The sequence below is a fragment of the Streptococcus mitis genome (assembly GCF_016658865.1).
Classification (GTDB): Bacteria; Bacillota; Bacilli; order Lactobacillales; family Streptococcaceae; genus Streptococcus; species Streptococcus mitis_BT.
This window is the reverse complement of the sequence record NZ_CP067992.1, coordinates 14,318-27,815: the sequence shown is the minus strand read 5'-3', so window position 1 is coordinate 27,815 and position 13,498 is coordinate 14,318. Positions and strand designations below refer to the sequence as shown.

The 13,498-nt window shown below is 43.5% G+C and carries 8 protein-coding genes, 3 tRNA genes, 3 rRNA genes, 1 other RNA gene and 2 pseudogenes; 1 reads left to right on the top strand and 16 read right to left on the bottom strand.

Going from position 1 to position 13,498, the window contains the following annotated elements:
* Window positions 1-38 precede the first annotated feature (38 nt).
* The 9 genes and pseudogenes from JJN14_RS00145 to JJN14_RS00105 all read right to left on the bottom strand — a co-directional run bounded on the left by JJN14_RS00145 (window position 39) and on the right by JJN14_RS00105 (window position 7,319).
* Window positions 39-734, bottom strand: a complete 696-nt coding sequence (locus tag JJN14_RS00145; RefSeq protein ID WP_201058585.1) for a TIGR00266 family protein — start codon at window positions 732-734, stop codon at window positions 39-41.
* Between the two features lie 70 nt (window positions 735-804).
* Window positions 805-2,142 carry a DNA repair protein RadA gene (gene radA / locus JJN14_RS00140; RefSeq protein ID WP_236253694.1) on the bottom strand — a complete coding sequence of 446 codons (1,338 nt, stop codon included), beginning with the start codon at window positions 2,140-2,142 and terminating at the stop codon, window positions 805-807.
* Window positions 2,143-2,179: 37 nt separating this feature from the next.
* Complete coding sequence (locus tag JJN14_RS00135) at window positions 2,180-2,746, bottom strand: histidine phosphatase family protein (protein WP_201058584.1); 567 nt, start codon at window positions 2,744-2,746, stop codon at window positions 2,180-2,182.
* Window positions 2,697-3,140: a dUTP diphosphatase gene (locus tag JJN14_RS00130; RefSeq protein WP_084926802.1), complete on the bottom strand. Its 444-nt coding sequence runs from the start codon at window positions 3,138-3,140 to the stop codon at window positions 2,697-2,699. Before JJN14_RS00130 ends, JJN14_RS00135 begins: the two co-directional genes overlap by 50 nt.
* Window positions 3,141-3,196: 56 nt before the next feature.
* An RNA gene (gene ffs / locus JJN14_RS00125) (signal recognition particle sRNA small type) lies at window positions 3,197-3,294 on the bottom strand.
* A 32-nt stretch (window positions 3,295-3,326) separates the two neighbouring features.
* On the bottom strand, window positions 3,327-3,794 hold the full coding sequence (gene tadA, locus JJN14_RS00120; RefSeq protein WP_201058583.1) for a tRNA adenosine(34) deaminase TadA: 468 nt from the start codon (window positions 3,792-3,794) through the stop codon (window positions 3,327-3,329).
* Between the two features lie 199 nt (window positions 3,795-3,993).
* On the bottom strand, window positions 3,994-5,280 hold the full coding sequence (locus JJN14_RS00115) for an adenylosuccinate synthase (protein WP_001832534.1): 1,287 nt from the start codon (window positions 5,278-5,280) through the stop codon (window positions 3,994-3,996).
* Window positions 5,281-5,510: 230 nt separating this feature from the next.
* On the bottom strand, window positions 5,511-5,747 hold the full coding sequence (gene comW, locus JJN14_RS00110) for a sigma(X)-activator ComW (RefSeq protein WP_201058582.1): 237 nt from the start codon (window positions 5,745-5,747) through the stop codon (window positions 5,511-5,513).
* A 212-nt stretch (window positions 5,748-5,959) separates the two neighbouring features.
* A pseudogene (locus JJN14_RS00105) lies at window positions 5,960-7,319 on the bottom strand (IS3 family transposase).
* A 23-nt stretch (window positions 7,320-7,342) separates the two neighbouring features.
* On the opposite strand from JJN14_RS00105, the pseudogene JJN14_RS00100 reads away from it, so the two are divergent.
* Window positions 7,343-7,472 (top strand): annotated as a pseudogene (locus JJN14_RS00100) (ISL3 family transposase); the annotation flags it as partial.
* A gap of 95 nt (window positions 7,473-7,567) precedes the next feature.
* On the opposite strand, the gene JJN14_RS00095 reads toward JJN14_RS00100, so the two are convergent.
* From JJN14_RS00095 to JJN14_RS00065, 7 genes are all read right to left on the bottom strand, one after another.
* Window positions 7,568-7,641 (bottom strand) — tRNA-Asn (locus JJN14_RS00095).
* Between the two features lie 5 nt (window positions 7,642-7,646).
* Window positions 7,647-7,762: ribosomal RNA gene (gene rrf / locus JJN14_RS00090) — 5S ribosomal RNA — on the bottom strand.
* Between the two features lie 76 nt (window positions 7,763-7,838).
* Window positions 7,839-10,739 (bottom strand): 23S ribosomal RNA (locus JJN14_RS00085).
* A 121-nt stretch (window positions 10,740-10,860) separates the two neighbouring features.
* Window positions 10,861-10,933: transfer RNA gene (locus JJN14_RS00080), tRNA-Ala, on the bottom strand.
* A 51-nt stretch (window positions 10,934-10,984) separates the two neighbouring features.
* Window positions 10,985-12,531: ribosomal RNA gene (locus JJN14_RS00075) — 16S ribosomal RNA — on the bottom strand.
* Together the 16S, 23S and 5S rRNA genes with 3 tRNA genes alongside form the textbook arrangement of a ribosomal RNA operon.
* Window positions 12,532-12,773: 242 nt before the next feature.
* A tRNA-Glu gene (locus tag JJN14_RS00070) sits at window positions 12,774-12,845 on the bottom strand.
* An 88-nt stretch (window positions 12,846-12,933) separates the two neighbouring features.
* On the bottom strand, window positions 12,934-13,413 hold the full coding sequence (locus tag JJN14_RS00065; RefSeq protein ID WP_201058581.1) for a sigma-70 family RNA polymerase sigma factor: 480 nt from the start codon (window positions 13,411-13,413) through the stop codon (window positions 12,934-12,936).
* Window positions 13,414-13,498 lie beyond the last annotated feature (85 nt).

The following is a 13,498-nucleotide window of genomic DNA, read 5'->3' as shown; positions in this document are numbered from 1 at the left end:
TCCAGCTTCTAGCTTGGGCTTCTGTCCTAGTTTTATTTTTATGAACCTTTTTGGATATACTTATTGAGCGATCCTGCAAAGCTCTGAAGATTGAGACTTTGTACGTAGACCTCACCAGTTCCTCGGAAGGTATTCACCACTCCTTCGCCTGTACCAATAGACTGCCAGAAGCTATTTTCTAAGTGGATATTATAGTCCAAAGATTGACTCCAAGCCACCACATGGGCATTGTCAATGGTTATTTCTTGGTTTTGTAGCTCAATTTTCTTGATAGAGCCAAAAGCATTGACCAAGAGAGTTCCCTGGCCTTGGGTAGTCATCACAAAGAGACCGCCTTGCCCTCCGAACAGAGCTTTACCAATAGACTGACTCTCCATAGTATAGGAAGCTGTACCATCAAGAGCTAGAAAAACCCCATCATTCAGTCGATATTGTTTTTCACCTAGTTCAAGAGCAATTACTTGCCCAGGAGTATCTGGTGCTAGAGCAAGGTTCCCGTTATCAGACTCTGCTACAGCTTGAGTAATGAAGGTGCTTTCACCAGAAACCATTGAACGTCCTACAGCTTTAACAAAACGTCCCAAACCTGAACCGCTAGCATTGAGCTGGGTATTGAGACTTACGTTAGGCGTGTGGTAAACCATACTACCTCGCTGGATATAGACGGTTTCTCCTTGATTGAGTGACAACTCTACCAAAGGAAATTGCATATGACTGTCCATAGAAAATTTCATAAGAAATTCCTCCTTGTTTTAATAAATGTTAGCAATAAAATAATTAGTCATCTAAAGCTGACCATAACTATTAGGAGAATACCTTTTTCAAGACTTCCTGAATCGTTGTCACCCCAATAACCTGAATTTCCTTAGGTGGAGTGATTCCTGTCAAGGAATTTTTGGGTACATAAATCTTAGTAAAGCCCAGTTTAGCAGCTTCATTAATACGCTGCTCGATACGATTCACGCGCCGAATTTCTCCCGTCAAACCAAGTTCTCCCACAAAACATTCCTGAGGGTTGGTTGGCTTGTCCTTGTAGCTCGAAGCAATAGCAACAGCGACGGCTAAGTCAATGGCAGGTTCATCCAATTTGACACCACCAGCAGATTTGAGATAGGCATCCTGATTTTGCAAGAGAAGCCCTGCACGCTTTTCCAAAACAGCCATAATCAGACTCGCACGATTGAAGTCCAGACCTGTGGTCGTGCGCTTGGCATTTCCAAACATGGTTGGCGTCACCAAGGCCTGAACCTCTGCTAAAATCGGACGCGTCCCTTCCATGGTCACAACGATTGATGAGCCAGTCGCTCCATCCAAACGCTCTTCTAGGAAAACTTGACTCGGATTGAGGACTTCAACCAAGCCACCCGACTGCATCTCAAAAATCCCAATTTCATTGGTAGAACCAAAACGATTTTTGACCGCTCTCAAAATACGAAAGGTATGGTGACGCTCCCCTTCAAAGTAAAGCACTGTATCCACCATATGCTCCAACATACGTGGACCAGCCAAGGTTCCTTCCTTGGTCACATGGCCGACGATAAAGATAGCAATGTTATTAGTCTTCGCTAATTGCATAAGTTCAGCAGTCACCTCACGCACCTGAGAAACAGACCCCTGTACCCCTGAAATCTCAGGAGACATAATGGTCTGGATAGAGTCAATAATGAGGAAGTTTGGCTGGATTCTTTCTACCTCAGCTCGAACACTCTGCATATTGGTCTCTGCATAGAGATAAAACTCGCTATCAATATCACCCAAACGCTCTGCACGTAGTTTAATCTGCTGGGCAGACTCCTCCCCACTGACGTAGAGAACCGTTCCCACTTGGGACAACTGGGTTGAGACTTGTAGTAGAAGCGTTGATTTCCCGATTCCAGGATCCCCACCGATGAGGACGAGACTTCCTGGTACCACTCCGCCTCCAAGTACACGGTTAAATTCCTCCATCTCTGTCTTAGTTCGATTGACATTGATGGAAGTCACCTCAGCCAGTTTCATGGGCTTGGTTTTCTCACCTGTCAAGGACACACGCGCATTCTTGACCTCGGCAACCTCAACCTCTTCTACAAAAGAAGACCAAGACCCACAGTTAGGACAACGTCCTAGATACTTAGGCGAATTATATTCACAATTTTGACACACAAATGTCGCTTTTTTCTTTGCGATGATAAACCTCTTTCTATATCTCTAACTCACACTCAATCACTTGGCAAAAATCAATCTTCTCATTTGGCACAAACTGGCTCATGAGCATTCCGTGAGTTACCACTATCACGGTCTGGTAATCTCGATACTTAGCCATACATTCTAGAAAACGAGACTTCATATCCGTAGCTGTCTCATATTGAATAGGACTATTAGGAAGTAACTCCCCCTTATTTTCTAGAAACATAGTACGAGCTTTTTCAAAATTATCTGTGCCACTTTCATAGACCTGCCATTCATGCAATAATGGCTCCACTCTCAAAGGAAGTCCAGTAACACAAGCCACATAAGAAGCCGTTTCTAAAGATCTTGTGACTGCAGAAGATACGATTATTTCAGCTGAAGGAAGCAAGGGATTTTTGCTCAGTTTCTGGGCTTGTTGCCGTCCCTTCTCAGACAAGGGCGCCAAATCTATCCCAAATCCCGTATAAGAACGCTCCTCTAACTCACAATAATCTGGCTCCCCGTGACGTACAAAGATAATCTTCATTCTAGTGCCCAGTCGATCCAAATCCACCAGTCCGCACGCCGTCTGCCGCATCTCCATCTGCAATTAAGAAAGGAGCAAAGACAGCCTGGACAACACGTTCTCCAACTTCAAGAACAACCTCTTGGTCTGTGATATTCTTCATCTGAGCAAAAATATGCCCTTCATTCCCAGGATTTCCATAATAATCCCCATCAATGACCCCAACTGAATTAATTAAAACCAAGCCCTTTTTACGAGGGTTTGAAGAACGATCATAAAGGTAAAGAACCTCAGTCGGCTGCATATAGGCCTTAACCCCTGTCGGAACCAAGACAATCTCTCCTGGCGCAATAACCGTACGCACAGCAACCTTTAAGTCGTAACCAGCCGCATGCGCCGTCTCACGCTTGGGCAATAAATTTTTATCTGTAAAAGTCGAAACCAATTCAAAACCACGAATTTTCATCATCTTCTCTTTTCTATTATCATTTATTCTAGATTATTCTATCTTATTTATTCGGAAAAAGCACGAAAAAAAGAGCACACAATTCAAATCGCTTAGGGCTGCTGGATTCCTCCCCTGACCCGCTTCACGCAGAACTGTTGCTCCACTATTTATTATATCACATTCCTATTCATTTTAAAAGCAAAATTATTTTTTCCGTCTATTTCTAAAAAAGTCCTGCATAATAGCTGCGCATTCATCTTCCAAAATTCCCGTTTCAACCTCCACACGATGATTGAGACGCTCATCTGTCAAGATATCGTACAAACTCCCAGCAGCGCCAAATTTCTGGTTTTTAGCCCCATAGACCACGTTTGGAATACGGGCGAGTCCAATTGCCCCACTACACATGACACAAGGCTCAATGGTCACAAAAAGCGTGCAATCCAGCAAGCGCCAGCTCACCTCACTCAGATTCGCATTCTCTATAGCCATAATTTCCGCATGCATTACAGCTCGTTGCAACTCTTCACGCGCATTATGCCCGCGACCAATGATTTCTCCGTCCTTGACAATCACACAACCAATTGGAATTTCATCGTGTTCAAGAGCAATCTCAGCCTCTCTCAAAGCTTCCCTCATAAAGACTTCTTTTTCTTCAACTGTATAATTCATCAATTTCCCTTTTACTACTTATCGATTTTATTATTATATCATGAATCCCAAGACAAAAAAAGCCACCGAATGCGGTGACTCTATAGGGAGATTATTATGAAAAAGAAAAGTTTAGGATATTTGTTACAACAAGTTAGGAGGTCTTCTTGTAACTGTCTATAGTATACCCGACCTATCTTAAACAAATCTTAAAAATCTCTTAGGACCAAACACTTTCTAAAATATTTGTTTGTTCACGACCAGGACCTACTGAGAAAGTAGAAATACGAACGCCAACCAATTCACTCACACGACGAACGTAGTTACGCGCATTCTCAGGAAGATCTTCCAAATTACGAACTCCGGTAATATCTTCTGACCAACCTGGCAACTCTTCATAGATAGGCTTGCAACGTTTCAATTGCTCAAGACTAGCTGGATAGTAGTCAATACGTTGACCATCAAGATCATAAGCCACACAGATTTTCACAGTATCCAAACCACTCAAAACATCGATAGAGTTCAATGAAAGGTTCGTAATACCAGAAACACGGCGGCTATGACGCATCACAACTGAGTCAAACCAACCCACACGACGTGGACGACCAGTTGTTGTACCATATTCATGACCCACTTCACGGATACGTTCTCCCACTTCATCAAACAACTCAGTTGGGAATGGACCGTCTCCTACACGACTCGTATAAGCCTTACATACACCTACAACCTTGTCAATCTTACTTGGACCAACACCTGAACCAATCGTAACACCACCAGCCACAGGGTTTGATGACGTAACAAATGGATAGGTCCCTTGGTCAATATCTAGCATAACACCTTGTGCACCTTCAAAAAGCACACGTTTACCGTTATCAAGTGCATCATTCAAAATGACAGATGTATCGGTCACATATTTCTTGATTTGTTGCCCATATTCGTAATATTCTTCAAAAATATCATCGAAAGCAATCGCTTTACTATCATACAATTTTTCAAAGAGACGATTCTTTTCAGCAAGGTTACGTTCTAAACGCTCACGGAAAATATCTTTATCCAAAAGATCTGCGATACGAATTCCCACACGAGCAGCCTTGTCCATATAAGCTGGACCAATTCCCTTAATTGTAGTCCCAATCTTATTGTCACCTTTAGCTTCTTCTTGCAAACGATCCAACTCGATATGATAAGGCAAAATAACATGCGCACGATCAGAAATACGCAAATTATCAGTTGTTACACCTTCCTCATGAAGATAGCTCAACTCTTTCACAAGAGATTTAGGATTTACAACCATACCGTTCCCGATAACAGAGATTTTTTCAGGGAAGAAAATCCCAGATGGAATCAAGTGCAACTTAAATTTCTTACCATCAATCACAATCGTGTGACCTGCATTATCACCACCTTGGTAACGTGCAATCACTTCTGCATTCGCTGAAAGGAAGTCTGTAATCTTCCCTTTACCTTCATCACCCCATTGGGTACCTACAACAACAACTGAAGTCATAATCTTGTCTGAGCCCTCAGGCTCTTCCTTTCTCACATACATGGCAGGAATCTCACCTGCAATTATATCTTACAATTTATTATAAGAAAAAATCGCCTTTTTATCAAGAAGAAACAATAGAAAGATTTGCTATTTCCAACTATTAAAAAATGATTTAGAAAAATTACCAGCTATTTATTGTTATATTGCCATGAAAAAGTAAGTTTGTTCGGAAATTTACTAAAATTACCTCAACAAGAAATAAAACCCCGATTCATTACCATCTTTTCAAGATAAAAACGATAAGCAACACGATAATGGTAAACAATAAAATCCCGATGGCGCACAATACGATATCGGACAAGATAATAAATCAAAAACTTAAAATGAACATGTTCCCAATCAAAATTATCACCGAAGGACATACCATACTCTTCTTCAATATTTCTATAAAAATCCGTCATCTGCTCATAAATCTCTTGTAACATAAGCCTATACCCCTTTACTTTTTATAAGCTTATTCTAACAAAAAATTTTACACATTCACTATCAATTCCTGAATTGCTTAAAAACCAACCTCAAAAAGATAACAAATAGGAAAAGTTGACAGAATAGGAACAAATTTACTACCTAAATTAGACTATTATAGATCTTATTAACTGTGTTAAATACTAAAAGAGACTGAGGCAAAAATCTTAAATTAAGAAAAACGCATAGCATCAGATTGTACTGACCCCAATCTGTATTGCACAGGGCTAAGTCCTTTTAGTTTTACCTTAATTCGTTTGTTGTTGTAGTAATCAATATAGTCTACAATGGCTTGTTCCAATTGCTTAAGCGACTGAAACGACTTCTCATAACCGTAAAACATCTCCGATTTCAGAATCCCAAAGAAGGACTCCATCATACCGTTGTCTGGGCTGTTACCCTTGCGCGACATGGATGCTTGAATTCCCTTACTCTCTAGGAACCGATGATAAGAATCATGTTGATATTGCCAGCCTTGATCACTATGGAGAATCGTATTCTCGTAGTGCTTCTCTGTGAATGCCTGTTCCAACATGGTTTTTACTTGTGTTAAGTTGGGTGAAGTTGAAAGATTATAGGCAATAATTTCGCTATTAAAGCCATCTAAAACTGGTGATAAGTAAAGCTTTTGAGTACTTGCTGGAATGGCAAATTCTGTCACATCTGTGTAGCACTTTTCCATTGTTTTAGAGCCTTCAAATTGACGTTGAATGAGATTATCTGCCTTCTTACCATGAGAAGAATATTTTCGTTTCTGTCGCATTTTAGCTTGTAAATTGAGTACTTTCATCAAGCGTTGAACTCTTTTCTGATTTACCAGATAACCACGATTTCTTAGTTCTAAATGAATCCGACGATAACCATAATTTCCCTTGTGTTCGATAAAAATAGATTGAATTTCAGCTTTAAGCTCTTGGTCCTTATCTGGTTTGTCTAGCTGTTTCAAGTGATAGTAGTAAGTCGAACGAGCTAGTTTAATGGCTTTTAGAAGAATATCTAACGAAAACTCAGTCATTAATTCTTGAACAATTTCGGTCTTTCTTCTTTCTCTTTTTTTTTTCCTTCAATCGGAGTTCTCTCAACTTTTTTAGAATGGCATTCTCCGCTCTCAGGTAGTCATTTTCTGCTTGAAGACGTTCTAATTCTGTCCTCTCTTCAGGTCTCTTTTTTGGCTTACGTCCCATTTTAGGTACTCTCCCTCTTGTTTTCTCAACAATAGTATACCCGTTTTTCTTATATTGTGCCAGCCAATTCGAAAGTAATCCACTACTTAGAAGAGCATAATCCAGAGACGCCCTAATTTGTGAATGCCCCTCAAGAAGAACTTTATCAATGATCTCTTGTTTTAAATCAGGAGAATAGTAACGATTTTTTCCTTTTTTGACGAACTCTATTCCGTAACGATCTATCAATTTAATCATATACCTAAGATTAGAATTGTTTATCCCAAATTTATTTGAAAGCTTCTATAAGCTATAGCCTTGTTTTCTAAGTTCATAGATCTGAACTTTATCATCATATGTTAATTTCATAATAAAAACACCCCAAAAGTTAGATTTTTCAGACTGTTTTTAAAATCTTTCTCAAGGACAAATATAAAATCGTCAACACTTTGAAAACTTCAAAAAAGGATTTTCATCGCTCTAAACATCAAAAAAGAAAGGACTAAATTTGTCCTTTCTAGATATTACCTTTTCTTCAATCCACTACAGTTGACAGAGAGCCTATTTTTATGTTCACGAAAATAAAAAAAGAGGACTAAACCTCTCTTAATTAACTACTCCGCCAGTAGGACTCGAACCTACGACATCATGATTAACAGTCATGCGCTACTACCAACTGAGCTATGGCGGATTAAAGCTAAGCGACTTCCATATCTCACAGGGGGCAACCCCCAACTACTTCCGGCGTTCTAGGGCTTAACTTCTGTGTTCGGCATGGGTACAGGTGTATCTCCTAGGCTATCGTCACTTAACTCTGAGTAATACCTACTCAAAATTGAATATCTATTCAAACCAAGAAAACCGTTCGCTTTCATATTCTCAGTTACTTTGGATAAGTCCTCGAGCTATTAGTATTAGTCCGCTACATGTGTCGCCACACTTCCACTTCTAACCTATCTACCTGATCATCTCTCAGGGCTCTTACTGATATAAAATCATGGGAAATCTCATCTTGAGGTGGGTTTCACACTTAGATGCTTTCAGCGTTTATCCCTTCCCTACATAGCTACCCAGCGATGCCTTTGGCAAGACAACTGGTACACCAGCGGTAAGTCCACTCTGGTCCTCTCGTACTAGGAGCAGATCCTCTCAAATTTCCTACGCCCGCGACGGATAGGGACCGAACTGTCTCACGACGTTCTGAACCCAGCTCGCGTGCCGCTTTAATGGGCGAACAGCCCAACCCTTGGGACCGACTACAGCCCCAGGATGCGACGAGCCGACATCGAGGTGCCAAACCTCCCCGTCGATGTGAACTCTTGGGGGAGATAAGCCTGTTATCCCCAGGGTAGCTTTTATCCGTTGAGCGATGGCCCTTCCATACGGAACCACCGGATCACTAAGCCCGACTTTCGTCCCTGCTCGAGTTGTAGCTCTCGCAGTCAAGCTCCCTTATACCTTTACACTCTGCGAATGATTTCCAACCATTCTGAGGGAACCTTTGGGCGCCTCCGTTACCTTTTAGGAGGCGACCGCCCCAGTCAAACTGCCCGTCAGACACTGTCTCCGATAGGGATCACCTATCCGGGTTAGAGTGGCCATAACACAAGGGTAGTATCCCAACAACGTCTCCTTCGAAACTGGCGTCCCGATCTCATAGACTCCTACCTATCCTGTACATGTGGTACAGACACTCAATATCAAACTGCAGTAAAGCTCCATGGGGTCTTTCCGTCCTGTCGCGGGTAACCTGCATCTTCACAGGTACTAAAATTTCACCGAGTCTCTCGTTGAGACAGTGCCCAAATCATTACGCCTTTCGTGCGGGTCGGAACTTACCCGACAAGGAATTTCGCTACCTTAGGACCGTTATAGTTACGGCCGCCGTTTACTGGGGCTTCAATTCATACCTTCGCTTACGCTAAGCACTCCTCTTAACCTTCCAGCACCGGGCAGGCGTCACCCCCTATACATCATCTTACGATTTAGCAGAGAGCTGTGTTTTTGATAAACAGTTGCTTGGGCCTATTCACTGCGGCTGACGTAAAGTCAGCACCCCTTCTCCCGAAGTTACGGGGTCATTTTGCCGAGTTCCTTAACGAGAGTTCTCTCGCTCACCTGAGGCTACTCGCCTCGACTACCTGTGTCGGTTTGCGGTACGGGTAGAGTATGTTTAAACGCTAGAAGCTTTTCTTGGCAGTGTGACGTCACTAACTTCGCTACTAAACTTCGCTCCCCATCACAGCTCAATGTTATAGAACTAAGCATTTGACTCAGTTCACACCTCACTGCTTAGACAGACACTTCCAATCGTCTGCTTTAGTTAGCCTACTGCGTCCCTCCATCACTACATACTCTAGTACAGGAATATCAACCTGTTGTCCATCGGATACACCTTTCGGTCTCTCCTTAGGTCCCGACTAACCCAGGGCGGACGAGCCTTCCCCTGGAAACCTTAGTCTTACGGTGGACAGGATTCTCACCTGTCTTTCGCTACTCATACCGGCATTCTCACTTCTATGCGTTCCAGCACTCCTCACGGTATACCTTCATCACACATAGAACGCTCTCCTACCATACCTATAAAGGTATCCACAGCTTCGGTAAATTGTTTTAGCCCCGGTACATTTTCGGCGCAGGGTCACTCGACTAGTGAGCTATTACGCACTCTTTGAATGAATAGCTGCTTCTAAGCTAACATCCTAGTTGTCTGTGCAACCCCACATCCTTTTCCACTTAACAATTATTTTGGGACCTTAGCTGGTGGTCTGGGCTGTTTCCCTTTCGACTACGGATCTTAGCACTCGCAGTCTGACTGCCGACCATAATTCATTGGCATTCGGAGTTTATCTGAGATTGGTAATCCGGGATGGACCCCTCACCCAAACAGTGCTCTACCTCCAAGAATCTTAATGTCGACGCTAGCCCTAAAGCTATTTCGGAGAGAACCAGCTATCTCCAAGTTCGTTTGGAATTTCTCCGCTACCCACAAGTCATCCAAGCACTTTTCAACGTGCCCTGGTTCGGTCCTCCAGTGCGTCTTACCGCACCTTCAACCTGCTCATGGGTAGGTCACATGGTTTCGGGTCTACGTCATGATACTAAGGCGCCCTATTCAGACTCGGTTTCCCTACGGCTCCGTCTCTTCAACTTAACCTCGCATCATAACGTAACTCGCCGGTTCATTCTACAAAAGGCACGCTCTCACCCATTAACGGGCTCGAACTTGTTGTAGGCACACGGTTTCAGGTTCTATTTCACTCCCCTCCCGGGGTGCTTTTCACCTTTCCCTCACGGTACTGGTTCACTATCGGTCACTAGGGAGTATTTAGGGTTGGGAGATGGTCCTCCCAGATTCCGACGGGATTTCACGTGTCCCGCCGTACTCAGGATACTGCTAGGTACAAAGACTATTTTAAATACGAGGCTATTACTCTCTTTGGCTGATCTTCCCAAATCATTCTTCTATAATCTTTGAGTCCACATTGCAGTCCTACAACCCCGAAGAGTAAACTCTCCGGTTTGCCCTCCTGCCGTTTCGCTCGCCGCTACTAAGGCAATCGCTTTTGCTTTCTCTTCCTGCAGCTACTTAGATGTTTCAGTTCACTGCGTCTTCCTCCTCACATCCTTAACAGATGCGGGTAACAGGTAGTACCTGTTGGGTTCCCCCATTCGGAAATCCCTGGATCATCGCTTACTTACAGCTACCCAAGGCATATCGTCGTTTGTCACGTCCTTCTTCGGCTCCTAGTGCCAAGGCATCCACCGTGCGCCCTTATTAACTTAACCTTATTTTTGACCTTTCAGTCATAAACTCTTTTAATACTACAGCGTTTCGGTTTATTTTCTTGTTACTATTTGATATAGATATTCAATTTTCAATGTGCATTACTTGGTGATCTCTCACCAATGGAGCCTAGCGGGATCGAACCGCTGACCTCCTGCGTGCAAAGCAGGCGCTCTCCCAGCTGAGCTAAGGCCCCACAAGACCTCTCAAGACTAAACAAGACCAATGCGCAGTTCCTTATCCTTAGAAAGGAGGTGATCCAGCCGCACCTTCCGATACGGCTACCTTGTTACGACTTCACCCCAATCATCTATCCCACCTTAGGCGGCTGGCTCCTAAAAGGTTACCTCACCGACTTCGGGTGTTACAAACTCTCGTGGTGTGACGGGCGGTGTGTACAAGGCCCGGGAACGTATTCACCGCGGCGTGCTGATCCGCGATTACTAGCGATTCCGACTTCATGTAGGCGAGTTGCAGCCTACAATCCGAACTGAGACTGGCTTTAAGAGATTAGCTTGCCGTCACCGGCTTGCGACTCGTTGTACCAGCCATTGTAGCACGTGTGTAGCCCAGGTCATAAGGGGCATGATGATTTGACGTCATCCCCACCTTCCTCCGGTTTATTACCGGCAGTCTCGCTAGAGTGCCCAACTGAATGATGGCAACTAACAATAGGGGTTGCGCTCGTTGCGGGACTTAACCCAACATCTCACGACACGAGCTGACGACAACCATGCACCACCTGTCACCTCTGTCCCGAAGGAAAACTCTATCTCTAGAGCGGTCAGAGGGATGTCAAGACCTGGTAAGGTTCTTCGCGTTGCTTCGAATTAAACCACATGCTCCACCGCTTGTGCGGGCCCCCGTCAATTCCTTTGAGTTTCAACCTTGCGGTCGTACTCCCCAGGCGGAGTGCTTAATGCGTTAGCTACGGCACTAAACCCCGGAAAGGGTCTAACACCTAGCACTCATCGTTTACGGCGTGGACTACCAGGGTATCTAATCCTGTTTGCTCCCCACGCTTTCGAGCCTCAGCGTCAGTTACAAGCCAGAGAGCCGCTTTCGCCACCGGTGTTCCTCCATATATCTACGCATTTCACCGCTACACATGGAATTCCACTCTCCCCTCTTGCACTCAAGTTAAACAGTTTCCAAAGCGTACTATGGTTAAGCCACAGCCTTTAACTTCAGACTTATCTAACCGCCTGCGCTCGCTTTACGCCCAATAAATCCGGACAACGCTCGGGACCTACGTATTACCGCGGCTGCTGGCACGTAGTTAGCCGTCCCTTTCTGGTAAGATACCGTCACAGTGTGAACTTTCCACTCTCACACTCGTTCTTCTCTTACAACAGAGCTTTACGATCCGAAAACCTTCTTCACTCACGCGGCGTTGCTCGGTCAGACTTCCGTCCATTGCCGAAGATTCCCTACTGCTGCCTCCCGTAGGAGTCTGGGCCGTGTCTCAGTCCCAGTGTGGCCGATCACCCTCTCAGGTCGGCTATGTATCGTCGCCTTGGTGAGCCGTTACCCCACCAACTAGCTAATACAACGCAGGTCCATCTGGTAGTGATGCAATTGCACCTTTTAAGCAAATGTCATGCAACATCTACTCTTATGCGGTATTAGCTATCGTTTCCAATAGTTATCCCCCGCTACCAGGCAGGTTACCTACGCGTTACTCACCCGTTCGCAACTCATCCAGAGAAGCAAGCTCCTCCTTCAGCGTTCTACTTGCATGTATTAGGCACGCCGCCAGCGTTCGTCCTGAGCCAGGATCAAACTCTCATTAAAAGTTTGAGTTCTCACTCATTTCTGTCACTGACAGATTTATTGTTTTTTTCATTGTTCAGTACTACAACCTTAGTTGTAGTGCCCTGCACATTGGTTCGTCTTGTTCAGTTTTCAAAGGTCTTTGTCACTCGCTTCTCTCAAGTGACAACTATATTAGTATATCACAGCCGCTTTCGCTTGTCAACACTTTTTTGAAACTTTTTTAAAAATTTTTCATCAAGTGCCTCAACCACAACATACCATAGTCCGTACGGGATTCGAACCCGTGTTACCGCCGTGAAAAGGCGGTGTCTTAACCCCTTGACCAACGGACCTGAGTTATTTTCAACTCTTACTATTATACAGACTTTTTCTGACTTGTCAACTACTTTTTTTATCTTTTTTCATTTTTTGCATGGCTTCCTAGTATGTACGGATGTCAAACTCTTTAAATACAATACGTAAGTCTCTTAATACTCTTTGACGACCTCGGAAGCGTTCATTTCTTAAGACGCGTTCTAACTCTTCTTGTTTGTCTTTACTTTGTTTGTTTCTATAGTCTCTTAGTGTCTCATGAAAGAGATAATACTCATCTAGCCACAGACCTCCCTCGCTTATACGATGACTGATCTCACCTACTTCTTCATAAGGTTCTTTATCATATCTACGCTTCTGGCTTTCTTGTTTACGGATATGATCTAAAATTCGATTACGGAATTTAGTTTTGAAGTATTTACGTAAACGAGGAATATCTTCTACTAGATCTTCTTCTCTACTAATCAATTCATGTAAGCAAATCATCCCCTCTTGGTCCCAATCCGATAGATCCCATAAATGAAGGTAATATTCATTTCTACACTTATATACAATCCCCTGGACTTCTTTATACAATTCTTTAAACATAACGTCCCCCTTTCTAGATACAGTTTAACAGATTCAGAAACACTTTTGTCCCATTTCCTCCGTTCTGTCCCCTTTATCTCCTCAA